The sequence below is a fragment of the Paractinoplanes pyxinae genome (assembly GCF_026626335.1).
In the GTDB taxonomy this organism is placed as follows: domain Bacteria; phylum Actinomycetota; class Actinomycetes; order Mycobacteriales; family Micromonosporaceae; genus Actinoplanes; species Actinoplanes pyxinae.
The window spans coordinates 298,621-320,735 of the sequence record NZ_JAPNTZ010000011.1; the positions used below are offsets into that span (position 1 = coordinate 298,621).

General features: G+C 69.2%; 14 protein-coding genes. 9 read left to right on the forward strand and 5 right to left on the reverse strand.

Going from position 1 to position 22,115, the window contains the following annotated elements:
* The 3 genes from OWR29_RS30710 to OWR29_RS30720 all read right to left on the reverse strand — a co-directional run bounded on the left by OWR29_RS30710 (position 1) and on the right by OWR29_RS30720 (position 3,483).
* Complete coding sequence (locus OWR29_RS30710) at positions 1–1,263, reverse strand: glycosyltransferase family 4 protein (protein WP_267566846.1); 1,263 nt, start codon at positions 1,261–1,263, stop codon at positions 1–3.
* 7 nt (positions 1,264–1,270) lie between these two features.
* Positions 1,271–2,410, reverse strand: a complete 1,140-nt coding sequence (locus OWR29_RS30715; protein WP_267566847.1) for an aminotransferase class I/II-fold pyridoxal phosphate-dependent enzyme — start codon at positions 2,408–2,410, stop codon at positions 1,271–1,273.
* 302 nt (positions 2,411–2,712) lie between these two features.
* Positions 2,713–3,483 (reverse strand): polysaccharide deacetylase family protein, encoded by a 771-nt coding sequence (locus OWR29_RS30720; protein WP_267566848.1) that lies wholly within the window; start codon positions 3,481–3,483, stop codon positions 2,713–2,715.
* Between the two features lie 227 nt (positions 3,484–3,710).
* On the opposite strand from OWR29_RS30720, the gene OWR29_RS30725 reads away from it, so the two are divergent.
* Positions 3,711–4,727 carry a lipid II:glycine glycyltransferase FemX gene (locus OWR29_RS30725; protein WP_267566849.1) on the forward strand — a complete coding sequence of 339 codons (1,017 nt, stop codon included), beginning with the start codon at positions 3,711–3,713 and terminating at the stop codon, positions 4,725–4,727.
* 874 nt (positions 4,728–5,601) lie between these two features.
* Here OWR29_RS30725 and OWR29_RS30730 read toward each other — a convergent pair.
* The gene (locus OWR29_RS30730; protein WP_267566850.1) at positions 5,602–6,651 is read right to left on the reverse strand and encodes a LacI family DNA-binding transcriptional regulator; all 1,050 of its coding nucleotides are present in this window, start codon (positions 6,649–6,651) and stop codon (positions 5,602–5,604) included.
* Positions 6,652–6,856: 205 nt separating this feature from the next.
* Here OWR29_RS30730 and OWR29_RS30735 point away from each other — a divergent pair, with 205 nt between their 5' ends.
* From OWR29_RS30735 to pulA, 5 genes are all read left to right on the forward strand, one after another.
* A complete protein-coding gene (locus OWR29_RS30735) occupies positions 6,857–8,092 on the forward strand; it encodes a sugar ABC transporter substrate-binding protein (RefSeq protein WP_267566851.1) in 1,236 nt (411 codons plus the stop codon).
* Positions 8,092–9,690, forward strand: coding sequence for an ABC transporter permease subunit (locus tag OWR29_RS30740; protein WP_267566852.1), 1,599 nt, complete (start codon positions 8,092–8,094; stop codon positions 9,688–9,690). The genes OWR29_RS30735 and OWR29_RS30740 overlap by 1 nt, the downstream gene beginning before the upstream one ends.
* A gap of 62 nt (positions 9,691–9,752) precedes the next feature.
* Positions 9,753–10,532, forward strand: coding sequence for a sugar ABC transporter permease (locus OWR29_RS30745; RefSeq protein ID WP_438872677.1), 780 nt, complete (start codon positions 9,753–9,755; stop codon positions 10,530–10,532).
* On the forward strand, positions 10,529–12,307 hold the full coding sequence (locus tag OWR29_RS30750) for a glycoside hydrolase family 13 protein (RefSeq protein ID WP_267566854.1): 1,779 nt from the start codon (positions 10,529–10,531) through the stop codon (positions 12,305–12,307). Before OWR29_RS30745 ends, OWR29_RS30750 begins: the two co-directional genes overlap by 4 nt.
* A gap of 11 nt (positions 12,308–12,318) precedes the next feature.
* The gene (gene pulA, locus OWR29_RS30755) at positions 12,319–17,658 is read left to right on the forward strand and encodes a pullulanase-type alpha-1,6-glucosidase (RefSeq protein WP_267566855.1); all 5,340 of its coding nucleotides are present in this window, start codon (positions 12,319–12,321) and stop codon (positions 17,656–17,658) included.
* Here pulA and OWR29_RS30760 read toward each other — a convergent pair.
* Positions 17,655–20,048 (reverse strand): putative bifunctional diguanylate cyclase/phosphodiesterase, encoded by a 2,394-nt coding sequence (locus tag OWR29_RS30760; protein ID WP_267566856.1) that lies wholly within the window; start codon positions 20,046–20,048, stop codon positions 17,655–17,657. The two genes, pulA and OWR29_RS30760, sit on opposite strands and share 4 nt — an antisense overlap.
* A gap of 72 nt (positions 20,049–20,120) precedes the next feature.
* Between OWR29_RS30760 and OWR29_RS30765 the strand changes: the two genes are divergently transcribed.
* Genes OWR29_RS30765 through OWR29_RS30775 form a run of 3 tightly spaced genes read left to right on the forward strand, consistent with a single transcriptional unit; the run spans position 20,121 to position 22,114 of the window.
* A complete protein-coding gene (locus OWR29_RS30765; RefSeq protein WP_267566857.1) occupies positions 20,121–20,837 on the forward strand; it encodes a histidine phosphatase family protein in 717 nt (238 codons plus the stop codon).
* On the forward strand, positions 20,821–21,654 hold the full coding sequence (locus OWR29_RS30770; RefSeq protein WP_267566858.1) for an NAD(P)H-hydrate dehydratase: 834 nt from the start codon (positions 20,821–20,823) through the stop codon (positions 21,652–21,654). Before OWR29_RS30765 ends, OWR29_RS30770 begins: the two co-directional genes overlap by 17 nt.
* A 46-nt stretch (positions 21,655–21,700) precedes the next feature.
* Positions 21,701–22,114 carry a CBS domain-containing protein gene (locus tag OWR29_RS30775; RefSeq protein WP_267566859.1) on the forward strand — a complete coding sequence of 138 codons (414 nt, stop codon included), beginning with the start codon at positions 21,701–21,703 and terminating at the stop codon, positions 22,112–22,114.
* Position 22,115: the final 1 nt, after the last annotated feature.

A 22,115-nucleotide genomic window follows, 5' to 3' on the forward strand; every position in this document is an offset into this window, starting at 1 on the left:
TCAGCTCCTGCTCTCGGCCGCAGCCCGGTTATTCGTGGCCGCAGTCCGGTTGTTCCTGGCGGCGGCTCGGTCGAGGACTTCGGCGAAGCGGTCGAACAGCAGGTCGCGGGAGAACTGCTCGACGGCGAGTTTGTGGGCGGCGGAGCGGGCCTGGGCCAGCCAAGCGTCGTCGCGGCAGTGCTTGACGAACTGTTCGGCGGCGTCGTCAGTGTCGGTCGGGTCCAGGACGAGGCCGGCGCCGGTCTGGTCGAGCAGGTCGGCCTGCCAGCCGCCGTAGTTGATGGCTATGGGCCGGCCGGCGGCGAGCGCGTCGAAGAACTTGTTCGCGGAGTTGTCCCACAGTGCGCGAATCGGCCGCACGAAACTGGTCGACATCGTCGCTGCGCCCAGGATCACGGGCAGGTCGGCCTTCGGCACCTTGTCCCACATGCGTACGGTGTCGTCGAGCAAGCCCAGCCGGGCCGCCAGCGCCTTCGTCGGCTCCCACTCCTTGCCGTGACCCACGATGAGCACGCGAATGTCGGGGTCGAGTTCGCGCATCCGCTTGGCCGCCCGTACCAGATATTCGACGCCGTTGACCGCACCCAGCGCTCCGGTATAGACGATCAATGGTCGGTCGCGCAGCCACTCATGTTCGTTCCTGAACGTTTGCACCTTCTCGGGCGCGACGTCGAACATCGCCATGTCGGCCGCGTTGGGGATGACGGTCGTCCGGGTCGACGGCCGGCGCGCGACGACACCGGCGGCCATGCCGGGGGAGAGCGCGACGACCTCTTTCGCGTTGCGGTAGGCGAAGTTGGCCAGCGCGCCGGCCGCCCCCCGCAGCAGCGGATTGCGCAGCGCGCCCATCTCGATCGGCACTTCGGGCCACAGATCGCGCACCTCGAACACGAACGGCACCCGCCGCCGCTTCGCCGCGAGCACTCCGGGCACGGCGACGGTCAGCGGCGTGCTGGTGGCGAAGACCAGGTCGGCCTTGAGTGATGCAGCCTTTGTCGTCGCGACGACCATGAACTGAGCGAACGCGCGAATTCTGCGCGCATACGACATCGAGTTGTTGTACGGAATCGAGAACCAGTGCACGCGTACGCCGTCGTCGACCGTCTGCCGCCAGCCGAGCTTGCCGTGATCGCCGGTGATGTCGGTGGTGATGACGTCGACCGTGTGCCCCCGCTCGACCAGGCGCCGGGCTTGCTCGTACGAGCGAATGCCCCCGGCCATGCCCGGGTTGCAGTAGTACTGGTGGATGTAGACGATGTGCATGCCGTGGCTACCCCTTTGTTCCGGCGACCGCGCGCACGGCGGCCACGACGCGTTCCCGGTCGTGCTCGGTGAGAGCGGATCCGCTCGGCAGGCACAGCCCCCGGCGGAACAGATCGGCGCAGACGTCGCCGCCGCGCATCACGCAGTCGCGGAAGACCGGCTGCAGGTGCATCGGCTTCCAGGTCGGCCGCGCCTCGATGTCGTGGGCAGCGAGCCGCTCGATCACCTGATCGCGGCCGGCGCCGAAACGCTCAGCATCGATCAGTAGGCAGGTCAGCCACGAGTTGGCCTCGCCGTATCCGGCGATCGGCATGAACGTCACGCCCGGCAGGTCGCCCAGTTCGGCCCGGTAGTAGCGGCCGGTCTCGCGACGCGCCGCGATCATCGCGTCGAGCCGTTGCAGCTGTCCCCGGCCGACCGCGGCGAGCAAATTGCTGAGCCGGTAGTTGTAGCCGACCGAGCGGTGCTCATAGTGCGGGAACGGCTCCCGGGCCTGGGTCGACAGGTGCCGCGCCTTGCGGGCCACGCCGTCGTCGTCGGTGACGAGCATGCCGCCCCCGCCGGTGGTGATGATCTTGTTGCCGTTGAACGAGAGCACGCCGGCCAGCCCGAAAGACCCTGCAGACTTTTTCCTGTACGACGCCCCGAGCGCCTCGGCTGCGTCTTCAATCAACGCGACCCCGTACCGGTCGCACGCGTCGATCAGCGGTTCGTAGTCCGCGCACTGTCCATACATGTCCACGGCGATCACCGCGCGCGGCGGCCGCCCTTTGGCGCACCGCCGCCTCAGCTCCTCGGTGACCAGGGCCGGGTCGACGTTCCAGCTTTCGGCGGTGCTGTCGAGGAAGACCGGCCGGGCGCCCAGATACATGACGGCGTTCGCGGTGGCGGCGAAAGTAAAAGACGGCACGAGTACGGTGTCGCCCTGTCGCACCCCAGCGGCGACCAGGGCGAGGTGCAGGGCGGCGGTTCCGCTGCTGAGGGCCACCGCATGCCGTACGCCGACGATCTCGGCCACCTGCGCCTCGAACGCGTCAAGGTCAGGCCCGACCGGCGCGACCCAGTTGGAGTCGAACGCCTCGAGCAGCAACTTGCGCTCAAGCTCCCCGACGTCCGGCGGCGACAACCAAATGCGCGTCTCCGTCATGGCCGCGCGCTCCTGCCCGCAGTTCTGCACGTTTGCTGCACGCTGTTGTCCGCCTCGCTCATAACCGCGCGTTCTTGGCCGTAGCCCGTACGCGAGTGCTGCGCGCTGTGGTTCGTCGCGCTCGTGACTGCGCGTTTCTGGCCGCAGTTTGTGCGCGCGTGCTGCACGTTGCTGTTCGCCTCGGTCATGAGCGCGCGTCCTTGATCCCCGTTGTGCGCGTTTTATGCGCGTTGTTGTCCGTCTCCGTCATGAACGCGCGTCCCCGGACAGCTGTGCGCATTCGTTGCGCGCTGTTGGTCGTGTCAGTCATGAACGCGCGTCCTTACCGCCCAGAGCGGCCAGGCCGGGTGCAGGCCCTGCCGGTTGATGGCCAGCGGGTTGTCGCCGGCGTGCATCGCCGGGCGCAAAGTGCTCGCGAAGCTGCGATAACCGGCGGCCTGGGCCATCTCGACGTCGCGCCGGCCGTAGTCGACGGCCGGATGCCCGTACGGGGCCGCGAAGTCACGCACCTCGACCCCGAGCTCGGCCTCGATCTCGTTCTTGGAATCGACCAGTTCGCGCCGGGCCTCGTCGTCGCTCTGATCGGCCAGGCGCCGATGAGTCACCGTGTGCGAGCCGAACGCGAAGCCGGCCGCGGCCATCGCCCGACAGTCGTCCCAGGTCAGGTTGTCCGGCCGCCCGATCAGATCGGTGGTCACGAAGAACATCGCCGGCACGCCCAGTTCGCGCAGCGTCGGCACGACCACATCACGCCAGCTGGCATGCCCGTCGTCGAACGAAAGACAAAAGACAGGACCGTGCAGCGGTTGCCGCCCGGCCAGGATGGCGAGCGCGTCGTCCCAGCCGACGAGCCGGCCGTGCCGGCGGAACGTCAGCAGGTGGCGGCGCAAGTCGTTCGCGTACGCGGGAAGGACGTCGTGATAGAACGGGAAGAACAGTCCCGGCGTGCGCGGCAGCCGGCGGAAAACGCCCGTCGGCGCCAATATCCGGCCCTGCACGCGAGGCCGGGCGCGGAGCTTGCTGCGCAGCTCGAGCTCGTTCAGGCGCTTCCTGATCAGAGTCGGGGACTGCATGGGCACCCTCCGTGTCGCGGTCCTGCAACGACCCTGACAAAACCGGGGCGGCCCACGTCAGTAGCAATTGTCATTAGGTACGCGAAACTTCTTCACATCAATTTCGGGGCCCTTGCGGAATGCGTTACCGGCGGCGCATCATCGCCTTTCCTCCTTCACTCGCGGCGAGTTCCGCCGCCCCGGCCGGAGCTCCGGCCGGCCGTTCCGCTGCCTGACGCAGGCGAGGGATGACGATGCTGCGACTGCACCGCGTGGAGCCCACCGCCGAGCTCTGGGCCGAGCGCGCCACCTACGACGATCGCCTGATCTTCCACACCGAACCGTGGCTGCGCTTCGTCGCCGAGGCCCAGCGAGCCGAGCCCGTTCTCGCCCGTGTGACCGACGGCGAGCGCACCGTCGGCCACTTCACCGGCCTGCTCACGAAACGCTTCGGCCTGCGCATTCTCGGCAGCCCGATGGCCGGCTGGACCACGTCGTACGTCGGTTTCACGCTCGATCCGGCGGTGCCCCGCCGTGCCGCTTTGGAGGCGCTGATGCCGTTCGCCTTCAAGGATTTGGGCTGCGCCCACCTCGAGATCCGCGACCGCGGCCTGACCCCCGCCGACCTGGGCGGCCTGGGCCTGCGCTGGTCCGACGCCCCCACCGCCGTGATCGATCTGACCCCCGCCGAGGACGCGCTGTTCAATGGAATGGCCAGCGCCTGCCGCCGCAATATCCGAAAGGCGACAAAGACCGGAGTAACCATTGAGGAGGTTGTCGCCGACCCGACATTCGCCGCCGATTTCTACGACCAGTTACGCGACGTTTTCGCCAAACAGAACCTGGTGCCAACCTATTCGATCGAGCGCGTCCGCACTTTGATCCGCCACCTCGAACCGGCCGGCCACCTGCTGCTGCTGAGAGCCCGCGACCCCGAGGGCCGCTGCATAGCGACAGCCGTCCTGCCTTGGTACCACCGCACGATGTATTTCTGGGGCGGCGCCAGCTACCGCGAACACCAACATCACCGCCCCAACGAACTGCTCATCTGGTACGCCCTACGCTGGGCCAAATCCCACGGGGTAACCGAGTTCGACTTCGTAGGCGGCAACGCCTACAAATCCAAATACGGCACCACCGAGGTCCCCGTCCCTTGGGCCCGCCGTTCCCGTTCCCCTCTGGTGGCCACCCTGCGAGACGCCGCCAAACAGACCTACACCCTGAAGCAAAAAGCCACAGCCCGCCTGACAGGCGCACACTCCTAACCCAAGCGCTCGCGCAGAACCGCTGCGTTACTTGGTTTGCGGCGACGCGATGACCGCGCGCGAGTGGCCGAAGCTGCGCATTCGTGCAGGCCGGGAGTGTCGCCGGTGCCCGGTTGCTGCGCGGCGATGATATTTGGTGGGCGTGAGTGGCGGTGGGCTGCGTTTCTTGTGTACACGTGCGAGGGGCTCGGCGCTGCAGGCGAGAGCGAAGGCTGCGGGGCACGCGTTTGTTCAGCTGGTTCGGCGTGGGGATCGTGGGCGGTCAACGCCGAAGTGTGTTGAGGGCTGGCGCGGGCAACGCCGAGGCGTGTTGAGGAGGACAACCGCTGGTGGCAGGCTGACCGAAGTCCACGGGCGTGACCGTGCAATTCGCCGCCGTGGTCGACGGAGGTGAGGCGACGCCGGCTGTTACAGCCGTCAGAGACGGCCAGCGCGACCGGCACGGTGCGAACGCGCGACCCACCACCCAGGTCCGCCCGGGTGAGAGAGCCGCCCAGCTTCGTCCACAGCGCGGCAGCCAGACCACGAACCCGCACGGGTCTACGCAGCGAAACCATGCAATCAGAGAAGCGCCGACCACAACGCGACAGCAAGGTGAAGCCCGGCAAGGCCGGGCCCGAGGGTGAGCACGCAAGGCATGGTGACGGTTTTCAGCCTGGCGTGCTCACCCTCGGGCCCGGCCGTCCCAGCGTAAGAAAGCCCCGCCCACTCAGCCGCCAGGTCGGAGGAGGAGCGACCATCGTCGGGGTCTCGCATCCAGGCGACGGGACAGCGCCGGCACGCCAACGTCGCGATGCCGAGCAAGACTCGGGGCGGAGGCACAGAAAAGGCCCGCGTCTTTCTGCAGAATCTGCAAGAACTTGCGCGGCGAGGGTCAGGCGGCCGGGGTGTCGACCGGTCGGCCCTGCTGACGCGGTGCCTTGGCGGTCGAGTCGCGGACGACCAGCTCAGGCCGGAACAGGTACTCCGAGTGCGGCGCCCCATGCCCGTTGATCTCGTCCATCAGCGACCGAACCGCCGCCACCGCCATCGCCGTCACGGGCTGGCGCAGCGTGGTCAGCGGCGGATCCGTGAAGGCGATGAGCGGCGAATCGTCGAACCCGATCACCGACACGTCCCCCGGCACCGACAAGCCACGCCGGCGGACGGCTCGGATCGCGCCCAGCGCCATCAGGTCCGAGCCGCAGACCAGGGCCGTCGCGCCCATCGAGAGGAGGCGGTCGGCCGCCACCTCGCCTCCTTCGACACCGAACAGCGTGAGCGACACGTAGTCGTCCAGGTGGGCGTCGCCGATGCCCAGCTCGCGCTTCATCGCTTGGCGGTAGCCGGCCAACTTGCGCTGCACCGCGATGAACCGGTTGGGCCCCGAGATCATGCCGATGCGGCGGTGCCCCAGCGCCACCAGGTGCGTGACCGCCATGTCGCCGGCCAGGCGCTCGTCGCACGACACGAACGGCGCCTCGATGCCCTCGGCGTAGCCGTTCATCAGCACTATCGGCAGTGGCCTGTCCAGCAGGCGCTGGTAGCGGGCGTGGTCGGCCGTCGTGTCGGCCGACAGGCCGGCCACGAAGATGATCCCCGAAACCTGCCTGTCCAGCAGCATCTCGACGTACTCGTCCTCGGTCACGCCGCCCGGCGACTGGGTGCACAGCACCGGCGTGTAGCCCTGCTGGGCCAGCGTCGACTCGATCACCTGGGCGAAGGCCGGGAAGATCGGGTTGTCCAGTTCGGGCACGACCAGGCCGACCAGGCCGGCGCTGCGCTTGCGCAACCTTTCCGGCCGCTCGTAGCCCAGCACGTCGAGCGCCGTGAGCACCGCCTGGCGGGTCTCTTGGGACACCCCGGGGCGGTCGTTGATGACACGCGAGACCGTCGCCTCACTGACCTGGGCCTGACGGGCGATGTCGGCCATCCGTGCACGCATGCCGCCAACTCTAGTGGTGCGGCGTTTCGGAGGAGTTCCTGCAAGCTCTTCCATTAATTGCAAGTACTTGCTAACGTCCCCGCAACAAGCATGACACAGGTCGATGTCCCACGACCGCCCTCCACGCTGTGCTTATTCGCAGTTGACGATGCGACTTTCCGGCAATCTGTCCTGCCGCCACTGAAAGAACATGGAAGAAGACGACATGAACAAGACAGCCGCATCCCTGGCCGCTGCCCTGACATGCGCCTTGGCGCTCTCCGGCTGCGGGAGCAGCGACAGCCCGAGCGCCGGCGAGAAGGCCGAGCCTAAGACCAACGGTGAGCTGGTCATCTGGGCCGACGACAAGCGCTCGGCCGCCCTCAAGCCCTTCGCCGACAAGTTCGGCGCCGAGAACGGCGTCACCGTCAAGGTGCAGGCCATCAGCAAGGACCAGCAGACCACCTTCGTCACCGCGTCCCAGCAGGGCAGCGGCCCCGACGTGATGGTCGGCGCGCACGACTGGATCGGCAACCTCGTGCAGAACGGCGCCGTCGACCCCGTGCAGCTGTCGCCCGACCAGACGAATGGCCTCAACCCCAACGCGCTCAAGGCGGTCACCTTCAACGGCCAGACGTACGGGGTCCCGTACGCGATGGAGAATCTGGCCCTCATCCGCAACACCGACCTCGCCCCGAAGGCCCCTGCCACCATCGAAGACTTGATCACCGAGGCCACCAAGGCGAAGACCCCCGAGAAGCTCTGCCTGCAGGTCGGCCAGAACGGCGACGCCTACCACCTGTACCCGCTGTACTCGAGCGCCGGCGGCTACCTCTTCGGCACGAGCGCCAACGGTGACTACGACCCGAAGGACCTGGGCGTCGGCAAGCCCGGATCGGTCAAGGCGTTCCAGAAGATCGCCACGCTGGGCGAGAAGGGCGACAAGGCCCTGAAGCGCTCGATCACTCCGGAGAACTCGATCGCCACCTTCACCGCCAAGAAGTGCGCGTTCCTGGTCTCCGGCCCGTGGGCGATCACCGACGTCAAGAAGGCCAACATCAAGTACGACATCAGCCCCGTCCCCGGGTTCGCCGGTGGTCAGCCGGCACGCCCCTTCCTCGGCGTGCAGACGTTCTATGTCGCCTCGAAGGGCAAGAACAAGGCGCTGGCCCAGGAGTTCGTCACCAACTACGTGACCACGCCCGAACTGGCCGTCGCCCTGTACGAGGCCGAGCCGCGCCCGCCGGCCCTGACCGCCGCCTTCGACCAGGTGAAGGGCAAGGACGCCGACCTCGAGAAGTTCGTGACCGCGGGCAAGGACGGCCTGCCGCTGCCCGCCGTCCCCGAGATGGCCGCGATCTGGGACCCGTTCGGCAAGGCCGAGGCCGCCATCGTCGGCGGTGCCGACCCGGTCAAGACGATCACGGCCGCCGGCAAGACGATCTCCGCCGCGATCAAGTAATGACCGCCACGATGCTCGGCGGGCCTGCCACGCGGCAGGCCCGCCCGGCCCCGCCCGAGCCGGCGAAGTCGGTCGTCGGTCAGGTGGCGAAGGCCTTACTGCTGGGCCTGACCATCGCCATCGCGGTCTGGGCCGCCTTCCCCCTGATCGAAAACGAGATCTGGATCGGCCTGGCGATTCTCGTCGTCACCACGGCCGCCCTGCTCTATCTCTATCTGACCCCGCGCCACGTCCCGCTCAAATACCTGGCCCCCGGCACGATCCTGCTCATTCTTTTCCAGGTGTTTCCCGTGCTTTACACGGCGAGCACGGCCTTCACCAACTTCGGCGACGGTCACCGCGGTAGCAAGCAGGAGGCCGTCGTGGCCATTCAGACTGCTTCGGTCACGCAGGTCCCGGGTTCCCAGCAGTACGCGTTGACGGTGGCGACGACGGGCGATCCGGCCACCGGCCCGTTGGTCTTCCTGGTCACCGATCCGGCCACCCGCCAGGTCTCGGCCGGCAACGCCGACGGCCTGAAGGGCTTGCCCGCGGGCGAGGTCACTGTCGGCAGCACGGGCCGAATCACCGCCGCGAGCGGCTACACGATTCTCAACGCCGGTCAGGCCAGCCGGCGCAGCGCCGAAATCACCGCGTTGGCCGTCCCCACGAAAGGCGGCGCGATCCGTTCGTCCGGGCTTTCCCGCGCGTACGAAGGAAAAGCCGGCCGGGCCTTCGACGAGCGCTGCGATTGCATCCGCGACACCACGACCGGCCAGACGTGGACAGCAAACGAGAAGGTGGGCGCCTTCGTGGCGGCCGACGGCGATCGGCTGGCTCAGGGCTGGAGGGTGAGCGTCGGCCTCAGCAACTTCACGCGTGTGCTCACCGATTCCGCCATTGCCACCCCTTTCCTTCGTACGTTGGTGTGGAACTTCGCCTTCGCGCTGGCCTCAACCGGCGGCACCTTCGTCCTCGGGCTGTTGCTCGCGATGGCGCTTCACTCGCCACGTGTTCGCGGCCGCACCGCCTATCGTGTGCTGCTGGTCCTTCCGTACGCCATGCCGTCGTTCGCGATGCTGCTGGTGTGGCGGGACATGTTCAACACCGACTTCGGCCTCATCAACAACCTGTTCGGCAGCGACGTCGACTGGTTCGGCGGCAGCGCCTCGGCCCGTCTCGCCGTCATTCTCGTGCAGCTGTGGCTCGGCTATCCGTACATGTTCCTGGTGGCCACCGGCGCTCTGCAGGCCATCCCGCGCGAACTTTCCGAGGCGTCCCGGATCGACGGCGCGAGTGCGTGGGGCGGCTTCCGCCGGATCACCCTGCCGCTGCTCATGGTCGCGCTGACGCCGCTGCTCATCTCGTCGTTCGCGTTCAATTTCAACAACTTCAACGCGATCTATCTGACCACCGAGGGCGCGCCCTTCCCGGCCGACAACCCGGCCAACGGCGCCACCGATCTGCTCATCACCTACACGTACCGGATCGCTTTCGGCGGCGGGGGAGCGCAGTACGGCTACGCGGCCGCCATCTCCATCTTCATCTTCCTGATCGTGGCGGTCGTATCCGCGATCAGTTTCCGGCGGACTCGTCATTTGGAGGAGGTGCACGCGTGACCCGGTGGATTCAGCAGGTGGGGTGGCGGCATCTGGTGGGCGTGCTCGTACTGGCGTTCGCGATGGTGCCGATCGTGTTCGTCTTCTCGGCCGCGCTCAACCCGCTCGGCACTCTCTCATCGAGCGAGCTCGTGCCGACCGGCGCCTCGTTGGCCAACTTCACGAATCTGTTCGGGAACACGGCTTTCGGCCGCTGGTTCCTCAATTCGGTGGTGATCGCCTCGGTGTCGTCGATCGCCTCGGTCTTCATCTCGGCCCTGGCCGCGTACGCCTTCAGCCGCCGCCGTTTCCGCGGGCGCCGGGTCGGTCTGCTGTCGGTGCTGCTGATCCAGATGTTCCCGCAGTTCCTGGCGATCGTGGCCATCTTCCTGATTTTCTCGACGGTCACCGATCTGTGGCCGGCCATCGGCTTCAACACGTCCTGGGGCCTGATCCTGCTGTACCTCGGCGGCGCGCTGGGCGTGAACACGTGGCTGATGAAGGGTTTCTTCGACACGCTGCCGCGTGAGCTCGACGAGTCGGCCACAGTGGACGGCGCTTCGCACGCTCAGGTGTTCTTCCGCATTCTGTTGCCTTTGGTGGCGCCGATTCTCGCGGTCACCGCCCTGCTCGCGTTCATCGGCACGATCAACGAATTCCTGATCGCCAACGTCTTTCTCACCGACGCCGGCTCGAAGACGCTGCCGGTCGGCCTGTACGGGTTGGTGGCCGGCGAGCGCAACGCCAACTTCGGCATGTTCTGCGCCGGCACGCTGCTCACCGCCATCCCCACGGTCCTGGTCTTCCAGCTGTTGCAGCGCTACATAACCGACGGGCTGACGGCGGGGGCGGTGAAGGGATGATCCGGCGCCCGCATCACGACGGCAGCGAGCTGTACGTCAGCAATCCCGCCCCCGAGCTCGGTGACACGGTCAGCGTCTTCGTCCGGGTGCCCCGCGGCACCGGGGTGTCCCGCGTGCACATGCGCTGGGTGCGCGATGGCGAGCCGGTCTTCACCTCTCTGCAGGTCGACCGCCGGAAGGGAACGGACACGTGGTGGCGAGGTGAGCTCGAAGCACACAATCCCGTTACCCGCTACCGTTTCCTGCTCGGCACCACGAGCGGCGTGCGCTGGCTGACGGCGTTCGGGCTCACCGCGTACGACGTGCCCGACAGCACCGACTTCCAGCTCGTCGCCCGGCCGGGCGCACCGGCCTGGGCCCGTGACGCCGTGGTTTATCAGATCTTTCCCGACCGGTACGCCCGAAGCGCCGCCGCCGACCAGCGGGAGTTCCCGGACTGGGCGATCCGGCCGCCGTCGTGGGACGAGCCAGTGGCGCCCGGCCCCGACGCCACGCGGGTCGTCTACGGCGGCGACCTGGACGGCATCGCGCGGCGCCTCGACCACGTGACCGCCCTGGGCGCCGACACCGTCTATCTGACCCCGTTCTTCCCGGCCCGTTCCAACCACCGGTACGACGCGTCCGGCTTCGACCGGGTCGACCCGCTGCTCGGCGGCGACCGCGCGCTCGAACGGCTCACGTCGGCCGCCCGCGAGCGCGGCATCCGGGTGATCGGCGACCTCACCACCAACCACACCGGCGACACCCACCCGTGGTTCGCCGAGCGACCCGACTTCTACTACACCAAGCCGGACGGCGGGCACGTCTCGTGGCTCGACGTGCCCTCGCTGCCCAAGCTGAACTGGTCGAGCCCCGAGCTGCGCCAGGAGTTCCGCGGCATCGTCGGCAAGTGGCTGTCCGAGCCGTACGGGTTGTCGGGCTGGCGGATCGACGTGGCCAACATGACGGCCCGCTTCGGCGCCGACGACTGGAACCACGAGGTGGCCGCCCTGCTCGGCCGGGCCGTGCGCGACGCCCGCCCGGACGGCTTGCTGATCGCCGAGCACGGCCACGACGCCACCGGCGACCTCGACCGGGACGGCTGGCACGGCACCATGAACTACGCCGGGTTCACCCGCCCGGTGTGGTGCTGGCTGCGCGCCGAGTCCGTGCCGTTCGACGGCTTCCTGGGCCGGCCCGAGGAACTGCCGCGGCTGGGCGCCGAGTCCGTGGTGGCGACCATGTCCGCCTTCGCGTCGCAGATGTCGTGGCGTTCGTGGGAGGCGTCGTGGCTGCTGCTGGGATCGCACGACACGGCGAGGATCCGGACGGTCGTGGGCGACGCCGAGCGGCAGCACGTGGCCGCCGGCTTGCTGTTCACGCTGCCGGGCACGCCGATGGTGTTCGCGGGCGACGAGCTCGGGCTCACAGGCGGCGGCAACGAGTCGGCCCGCGTACCGATGCCGTGGAACCGCCCCGACACCTGGGACACCACCACGCTCGGCCGGTATCGCGACCTGATCGCCCTGCGCCGGTCCTCGCCCGCTTTGCGCAGGGGCGGCTTGCGCTGGGTGTACGCCGACGGCGACGCTCTCGTTTTCCTGCGGGAGAGCGCCGAGCAAGCCGTCCTCGTCGTGGCCACCCGCTCGGCCGGACAAATCGCCCTTAAGGGCCTCGTGCCGGGCGCAACCCTCGAGAACCTTTACGGCGGCGCGCAACCGCTGCACATTGAATCCGATGGTTCCACCGTCATCGATGGATCTGGCCCGGCCGTCATGGTCTGGGCTCTCCCGTAGAAGGGGACATAGTGGTCTCTCTCCAGCGGCGGTTGCTGGCCGCCGCCGTAACCCTGGCACTGCCGTTCCTGACGGCCGTACCGGCGCAGGCTGCCGACAAGAACAGCGACGCCGTCATCGCCCGGTGGGGCACCGACGAGCCCGCCGACAACGAGCAGTTCTATTTCGTGCTGCCCGACCGCTTCGCCAACGGCGACAAGGCCAACGACAAGGGCGGCCTGACCGGCGACCGGCTCGCCACCGGCCTCGACCCCACCGACAAGGGCTTCTATCACGGCGGCGACCTGGCCGGCGTCATCGACAAGCTCGACTACATCCAGGGCCTCGGCACCACCGCGATCTGGCTCGCCCCGGTCTTCAAGAACCGGCCCGTGCAGGGCACCGGCGACGACGTCTCGGCCGGCTACCACGGCTACTGGATCACCGACTTCACCCAGGTCGACCCGCACTTCGGCACGAACGCCGAACTCAAGAAGCTGGTGCAGCTCGCCCACAAGCGCGGGCTCAAGGTCTACCTCGACATCATCGCCAACCACACGGCCGACGTGATCCGTTACGCCGAGGCGAAATACGACTACATCGACAAGGCCACCAAGCCCTACAAGGACGCCCAGGGCCGACCGTTCGACGACCGCAAGGGTGAGTTCCCGAAGGTCTCGGCCAAGTCGTTCCCGTACACACCGGTCTTCCCGTCCGCGGCCGACAAGACGGTGAAGAAACCCGCGTGGCTGAACGACCCCACGATGTACCACAACCGCGGCAACTCCACGTTCGCCGGCGAGAACAGCGAGTACGGCGACTTCTACGGCCTCGACGACCTGTGGACCGAACGTCCCGAGGTCGTGCGGGGCCTGACCGACGTCTACGCCTACTGGATCGCCACCACCGGCATCGACGGCTACCGCCTCGACACCGTCAAGCACGTGAACCTCGACTTCTGGCCGCAGTTCAGCGCCGGCATCGAGAAGGCCGCCAAGAAGGCCGGCAAGCCCGACTTCTTCATGTTCGGCGAGGTCTACAGCGCCGACCAAGAGGTCGAGAGCACTTATGTACGCCGGGGCGGCCTGCCCGCCACGCTCGACTTCTCGTTCCAGGAGGCGGCCAAGGGCTTCGTGACCGGCGGCTCGGCCCAGGCCCTGGCTGACCTGTATGCGAAGGACGACCTCTACACCGCCCGCGACACGAACGCCGGCCGCCTCCCGACCTTCCTCGGCAACCACGACATGGGCCGCATCGGCTCGTTCCTCGAGAGTGACGGCACGGGTGACGACGCCCTGAAACGAGACCAGCTCGCGCACGAGCTGATGTTCCTCACCCGCGGCCAGCCCGTCGTCTACTCCGGCGACGAGCAGGGCTTCACCGGTCCGGGCGGCGACAAGGACGCCCGCCAGGACATGTTCGCGTCGAAGACCGCCGACTACCTCGACGACGACCTGATCGGCACCGACCGCACCCACGCGGTCGACAACTACAACACCGCGCACCCGATCTACCGCACGATCGCCTCGCTCGGCGCGCTGCGCAAGGCGAACCCGGCGCTGCGCGGCGGCGTCCAGGTGACCCGGCACGCGGCCGCGGGCCCGGGCGTCTTCGCCGCCTCACGCATCGACCCCAAGCAGCGCGTCGAATACGTGGTGGCGGCCAACAGCGCCACCACCGACCAGACCGTCACCATCGACACGTGGTCGCCGGGCGCCACCTTCACCGGCATCTACGGCACAACCGCCTCAGCGAAGGCCGAAGGCAAACTCACGATCACCGTGCCGCCCCTGTCGGCGGTTGCGTTCAAGGCGAACAAGGCCATCCCCGGTGAAGGAGCCGCGCCGACCGTCAAGTTCACCGAGCCCGGCACGGCCACCGTGGCCACGCGTACGAAGCTCGCCGCCGAGACCACGGGCGACCCGCTGGCCACGGTCACCTTCGCGGCGCAGGTCGGCGACGGGCCCTGGCAGCTGGTCGGGCGGGGCAAGAGCGCCTATCACGACCTCACCGGGCTGCCGGGCGGCACGACAGTGCGCTACAAGGCCGTCGTACGCGACAGCAAGGGCCGCCTCGCCTCGGCGAGCACCAGCATCAGGGTCGGCACGCCGGTCACCACGACCAGCCCCGACTACGCGGTGGTGCACTATCAGCGGCCGGCCGGCGGCTACGACGACTACGGGCTCTACGTCTTCGGCGACGTCGACCCGTCGATGACCACGACCTGGCCCGCCGGTCAGCCGTTCGCCGGCGAGGACGCGTACGGCCGGTTCGCGTACGTGAAACTCAAGCCGGGCGCCAAGAACGTCGGCTTCATCGTCGTGAGCAAGGACGGCGTGAAGGACGTCGAGGCCGACCGCGCCTTCGACCCGTCGCAGAACGGCGAGATCTGGCTCAAGCAAGGCGATCCGGCCGTCACCACGACGCCGCCTGCGGTCGAGCAGGACCAGAGCAAGGCGGTCATCCATTACCGGCGCGCCGACGGCGACTACTCGGGCTGGGGTCTGCACGTCTGGGGCGGCGCGGCCAATCCGACCGACTGGGCGTCGCCGCTGACACCGGTCCGCACCGACTCGTTCGGCGCCGTCTTCGAGGTGCCGCTCGCGGCCGGGGCGACAGCGCTCAACTACATCGTCCACAAGGGATATGAGAAGGACCTGCCGGACGATCAGCGGCTCACCTTCGCCGAGGGCGGGCACGAGATCTGGTTGCTGGCCGGCGTTTCGCCCCGCCTGGCGCCCGTCGTGAAGAAGACCGGAAGCGGAGGCGTCATCGACCTCACCAAGTCGACGGCCGTGTGGCTCGACCGGGGCACGATCGCCTGGCCGGCCGGCGGCGGCACCGACGGCAAGCGGTACGAGCTCGCGTACGCGCCCGGAGGCATCGGCATCGCCGGCGGCGAGCTGACCGGAACGTACGAGAAATTGCCTCTGACTTCGAGCGGCGGCCTCACCGACGCGCAGCGCGCCCGCTTCCCGCACCTGTGGCAGTACGACGCCTTCCGCCTGCCGAAGGGCGCCGACGCCAAGCGGATCCTGCGCGGCCAGATCGTCCTGACCGAGCGCGACGCGGACGGCAAGCTCCTGGCCGCGACGGGCGTGCAGACTGCGGGCGTGCTCGACGACCTGTACGCGACCGCGGCGGCCGGCGTCAAGCTGGGCCCGGTCGGCACCACGCTGTCGGTGTGGGCGCCCACCGCGCAGAAGGTTGAGCTGCAACTGTTCGACACGGCCGCCTCGAGCCCGCGCACCGTGGCCATGAGCCGCGACGACCGCACCGGCGTCTGGTCGGTCCGCGGCCCGACATCGTGGAAAGGCAAGTTCTACAAGTACGGCGTCACGGCGTGGCAGCCGGCGGCCGGGCGCATCGTCACGGCCGCCGTCACCGACCCGTACGCGCTGGGACTCTCGACCGACTCCAAACTGAGCCGGATCGTCGACCTGACCGACCCGGCGCTCGCGCCCACCGGCTGGAAGTCGTTGCGCAAGCCGGCCGCCGTGCCCTCGGCGAAAATCCAGATCTCCGAGCTGTCGGTACGCGACTTCTCGATCGCCGACAGCACGGTCCCGGCCGATCGCCGCGGCACCTATCTCGCGTTCGAGGGCAACGGCGCGGGCCGGCAGCACCTCGAAGCCCTGGCGAAGGCCGGAACGACCCACCTGCATCTGTTGCCGGTGTTCGACTTCGCGACCATTCCCGAGCGGCGGGCCGACCAGAAGCAGCCGCCGTGTGATCTGCCGTCGCTGCCGCCGGACAGCGAGGAACAGCAGAAGTGCATCGCCGAAGTGGCCGCCACCGACGGTTACAACTGGGGCTACGACCCTCTGCACTACACGGTTCCCGAGGGCGGCTACGCGGTCGACCCCGATGCCCGTACGAAGGAATTCCGCCGGATGGTGGCCGGCATCAACCGGGCCGGGCTCCGCGTGGTGATGGACGTCGTCTACAACCACACCTCGGCCGCCGGCACCGACCCGAACTCGGTGCTCGACCAGATCGTGCCCGGCTACTACCAGCGGCTGCTGGCCGACGGCACTGTCGCCAACTCCACCTGCTGCGCCAACACGGCCACCGAGAACGCGATGATGGGCAAGCTCGTCGTCGACTCGATCGTCACGTGGGCCCGGCAGTACAAGGTGGACGGTTTCCGCTTCGACCTGATGGGCCACCACCCCAAGGCCAACATCCTGGCCGTGCGGGCGGCGCTCGACCGCCTGACGGTGAAGAAGGACGGGGTCGACGGCAAGAGCATCAACCTGTACGGCGAGGGCTGGGACTTCGGCGAGGTGGCCGGCAACGCCCGCTTCGAGCAGGCGACCCAGGCCAACATGGCCGGCACCGGCATCGCCACCTTCAACGACCGGTTGCGCGACGCCGTGCGCGGGGGCGGGCCGTTCGACGAGAACCCGCGGGTGCAGGGCTTCGCCACCGGCCTGCTGTCGGCGCCCAACGGCGACCCGGTGAACGGAACCGAAGCGGAACAGCGCGCGCGGCTGCTGCACTACCAGGACCTGATCAAGGTCGGGCTGAGCGGCAACCTCAAGTCGTTCCGCTTCACGAACTCGGCCGGGACCGTCGTCACCGGGGATCAGGTCGACTACAACGGCTCGCCGGCCGGCTACACCGCGGCGCCGGGGGAGGCCATCACTTACGTCGACGCGCACGACAACGAGATCCTGTACGACGCGATGGCGTTCAAGCTGCCCGCTTCTCTGAACGCGACCGAGCGGGCCCGGGCCCAGTCGGTCGCCCTGGCCACCACGGCTCTCGGGCAAGGCGCCGGGTTCCTTGCCACCGGCTCGGAACGGCTGCGCTCGAAGTCGCTGGATCGCAACTCGTTCAACTCGGGTGACTGGTTCAACGAGATCCAGTGGGACTGCGCCCAGGGCAACGGCTTCGGTCGTGGTCTGCCACCCGCCGCGGACAACGCGGACAAGTGGGTTTTTGCGCGGCCGCTACTCGCTGATCCCGCGCTGGTGCCGTCGTGCGAGGCGGTCGCCCTGTCCGACGCCCGGTATCAGGAACTGCTGAAGATCCGCGGCTCGTCGCCGGTCTTCGGCCTGCCGACCGCCGCCGAGGTGCAGAAGAGGATGGCGTTCCCGCTCTCCGGTGCGGCCGAGACCCCGGGGGTCGTCACGATGACCCTGGACGGACGGGGAATCGACCGCACCTGGAAGTCGGTGACCGTGATCTTCAACGGCACCTCGGCGGCCACCACCCAGACCGTCCCGGCGCTGGCCGGTAAGGCGGTCGCCCTCCACCCGGTGCAGCGGAACTCCGCCGATCCACTGGTCCGCACATCCTCGTACGCGAAAGGAACTGGCACCTTCACCGTGCCGCCCCGCACCACGGCGGTGTTCGTGCAGAGCTAGATGACGGAAACGGCCGCGGATCGTCGCATCAGATCCGCGGCCGGCTCCGGCCTCCCCAGGTGATAGCCCTGCGCGTACCGGCAGTCCATGGCGGCCAGCAAAGCCAGCTGCTCCTCGGTCTCGACCCCTTCGGCCACCACCTTGAGGCCGAGAGTGTGCCCGAGCTGCAGCACGGCGCTCACCAGTTGCTGCTGACGTTCATTGCCGGCCAGCCCGGTGATGAAGGACCGGTCGACCTTGAGCACGTCGACCGGGATGTCGCGCAGATAGCCCAGCGACGAGTACCCGGTGCCGAAGTCGTCGATCGCGATGCGTACGCCGAGCTCGCGCAGTTCCTCGAGCCGGGTCGCCGTGACGGCCAGGTCCCGCATGAGGACCGTCTCGGTCAGCTCCAGCACCAGGCTTTCCGGCGGCAGGCCGGTGCTCGCCAGCGCGTAGGCCACCCGGTCGGTCAGATCCGGCACCTCCAGGTTGGCCGCCGACAGGTTGACGCTCACCCAGGCCGGCGCGGACTCGGGCGCCGTCCGCTGCCATTCGCGGACGAGCCGGCAGGCCTCGTTCAGCATCCAGCGGTCGATCTCGGTGATCAGCCCGGTCTCCTCGGCCAGCGGGATGAAGGCCCCCGGCGGCTGGAGTCCCCGCTCGGGATCGGCCCAGCGCACCAGCGCCTCGACGCCGCGGGTGCGCCGGGTTGCCACCTCGACCACCGGTTGCAGGTCGACCCGCAGCTCGCCCCGGTGCACCGCGTCGCGCAGCCGGGACTCGCTGTCCAGCCGATCCAGCAGCTGCTCGTGCATCCTGGTCTCGAACACCTGGTAGCAGGCTTTGCCGCGGGCCTTGGCGGCGTACATGGCGACGTCGGCGTTGCGTAGCACCTCGTCCGCGTCGCCGTAGCGGTGCGCGGCCGGCACCACGCCGATGCTCACGCTCACCGCCGCCTCCCGGCCGTGCAGCAGGAAGGGCTCGGCCAGCGTGTCGATGCAGGCCTGGGCCAGCTCGGTGGCGACGGCCGGGTCCGCGTTCTCGAGCAGTACGGCGAACTCGTCGCCGCCGAGGCGGGCCACCGTGTCGAGCGGGCGCAAGGCCGCCGTCAGCCGCTCGGCCGCGGTGCGCAGCAGCAGGTCGCCGGAGTTGTGGCCGAGGCTGTCGTTGACCTTCTTGAACCCGTCCAGGTCGAGGTAGAGGACGGCGGTGTTCTCGCCGGTCGCCCGGGCCCGGGCCATCGCGTGCTCGAGCCGGTCGAGCAGCAGCTTGCGGTTGGGCAGCCCGGTCAGCGCGTCGTGCAGGGCCTGGTGGCGCAGGTCGTGCTCGAGGGCGCGCTGGCGGGTCACGTCGCGCAGCACCACCACGCCGCCGATTCGCCGGTCCTCCTTGGTGATCGGGCTGACCGTGTACGCGACCCGCACCGAACTGCCGTCCGGCCGTTGCAGGGTCACCTCGGCCGCCTCGTGCGCCTCCGGCAGCAGTGCGCTCGCCTCCCGCTCGAGCAGGCCGTCGACGCCGAGCCCGGTGATCCGCCCGGCCGCCTCGTTGGCGAACGTGATCCGCCCGCGCGCGTCCACCCCGCAGATGCCCTCGCCCGCGTTGGCCAGGATGCGGTCGGTGTACTCCTTGGCCAGGATCTCGCGGGCCGACTGCTCCAGGCGTACGGCCATGTCGTTGAACGCGTCGCCCAGCCGCGAGATCTCGTCGCGCCGGCCCAGCGCCACCCGCTGCGAGAGGTCGCCGTCGCGGATGCTCTCGACCGCGCCGGTCAGCGCGCGGATCCGGCGGGTGATCGACTCGGCCGTCACCACGCCCAGCGCCAGCACGAACAGGATGCAGAGCACGCCGACGACCAGGATGACGATCTCGGCGTCCCCGGTGGCCGCCTCCATCTGCTCGTAGAGCGGCGTGTACTCGAGCACCACCGCGCCCAGGATCGTGCCGCCCGCGCCCACCACGGGCACCACGACCTGCCGGATGCCCTCGGGATAGTCGTCACTCGTCTCGACGAACACCCGCGAGCGGCCGTCGGCGATGGTCCGGCCGATCTCGTTGCCGGTGTCGTGGTCGAACACCGTGCCCACGTTCTCGGGGATGGCGTCGGCCAGGATGTGTTTGCCCGTGTCGACCACGACGACGTCGCGGTCCTGCAGCTCGCTCAGGCGTTCGAGGTAGGCGGCGAGCGCGGCCGGCTGGTCGATCAGCGCCGGTGGCTTCTCGTCGGGGGTGTCCACGGCCAGGCCGTAGGCGACGTCCTTGGCGATGCCCCGGGCCACCTGCTCGGCCTCGGTGATCGCCGCCTTGCTGGTCGTCTCGGCGTCGGCGTGCAGAACGACGGCGCCGGTCACCGCCACCATGGCGGCCACCGTCAGGAAGCCGCCGAGCAGCTTCTGCCGGACGTTCACCCTTTCCTGATCGGCGCGGTTTCCGACCTCATGAGCGTTCTTCCGGCCGCCGCCGGGGTAAACGGATCGGTCATGGAACAGCTGCAGTGGCTCGCCGTGGTGAGGCACGGCCAGAGCACCGGAAATGTCACCGCCCAGGACGCCGAGACGGCCGGCATCGAAGAGATCGACATCCCCGAGCGGGATGCCGATGTGCCGCTCAGCGATCTGGGGCGCGAGCAGGCCAAGGCGGTCGGCACTGTGCTCGCCGAGGCCGCCCCGGACGTCGCCATCGTCTCGCCGTACCTGCGCACCCGGCAGACCGCCGAGCTGGCGCTGGCCGGCTTGGACGTGCCGATGGTCGTCGACGAGCGGCTGCGCGACCGGGAGCTGGGCGTTCTCGACCTGCTGACCGCGTACGGCGTGCAGCAGCGGCTGCCGGGGGAGGCGGCCCGGCGCGCGCGGCACGGCAAGTTCTACTACCGCCCGCCCGGCGGCGAGTCGTGGGCCGACGTGCTGCTGCGGCTCCGCGCCCTGCTGCGTGAGCTGCGGGAGGACCACCCGGGCGGCCGGGTGGTGCTGGTGGGGCACGAGGCGATCGTGTTGCTGGTGCGCTACCTGGCCGAAGGGCTGAGCGAGGCCGAGCTGATGGAGATCGCCCACGAGACGACAGTGGCCAACTGCTCGATCAGCAGCTGGCGCCGCGAGGACGGCGAGCTGCGGCCGGAGCTGTTCAACTCCGTCGAGCACCTGCACGCCGAGGGCACCCCGCCGACCAAGCAGGAGGACGTCGATGACGAGCCGGTCTGAGGAACGGGTCATCACTCTGCGGGTGCTGCGCGACTGGCCGCTGCCCGACCCCGAGGGCAGCAAGGAGGCCCGGGGCACGGTGCTGGTGGTGGGCGGCTCCAAGTTCACCCCGGGCGCGGTCCTGCTGGCCGGCGAGGCCGCGCTGCGGGCCGGCGCGGGACGGCTGCAACTGGCCGTGGCGGAAGAGACGGCAGTGCAGTTGAGCATCGCGGTGCCCGAGGCCAAGGTGGTCGGGTTGTCGCAGTCCGACAAGCTGCTGGAGCTGGCCGAGCAGGCGGACGTGATCGCGCTCGGCCCGGGGCTGGACGACATCGACGAGACGACCAAGCTCATGCGGGACGTGCTCGGCGCGGCCCGGCCCGAGACCGGCGTGGTGCTCGACGCGTACGCCCTGGGCGCGCTCAGCAAAGACCCGGGCCTGCTGCAGCTGCGGCGGGCCGTGCTCACCCCGAACGTGGTCGAGGCGGGACACCTGCTGGGCCGCGACCCCGGCGACGACCTGGCGGCCGCGGCGGCCGAGCTGGCCGGCAAGTACAAGGCGGTCGTCTCGCTGTACGGCCACATCGCCACGCCCGACGGCCGGGCCTGGGTCGAGGAGAGCGGCGACGCCGGGCTGGGCACCTCGGGCAGCGGCGACGCCCGGGCCGGGATCGTCGCCGGGCTGCTGGGCCGCGGGGCCGACCCGGCCCAGGCGGCCTGCTGGGGCGCGTACGTGCACGCGGTGAGCGGCCAGCGGCTGACTCCCCGGCACGGCCGCACCGGCTTCCTGGCCCGCGAGCTGGTGAACGAGGTGGCCCGCACGATTGCGACGGTCTGAGCCGGGTACGCGGTGTCATACCCCCGACACGGAAAGGAAGATCCGCATGACCACCGCACGCGAGATCATGACCCCGGACGCCACCTGCGTGGGTGAGAAGGAGTCCCTGGCCGACGCCGCCCGCAAGATGGCCGAGCTCGGGGTGGGCTCGCTGCCCATCTGCGGCGAGGACAACCGGCTCAAGGGCATGCTGACCGACCGCGACATCGTCGTGAAGGCCCTCGCCCAGGGCCGTGACCCGGCCACCTGCACCGCCGCCGAGCTGGCCCAGGGCAAGCCGGTGACGATCGGCGCCGACGACGACACCACCGAGATCCTGCGCACCATGTCCGAGCACAAGGTGCGCCGCCTCCCGGTGATCGACGGCCACCAGCTGGTCGGCATCGTGGCGGTCGCCGACGTGGCCCGCGCCCTGCCCGACCGCCCGGTCGGCGACCTCATCGACGCGATCAGCGAGTGAC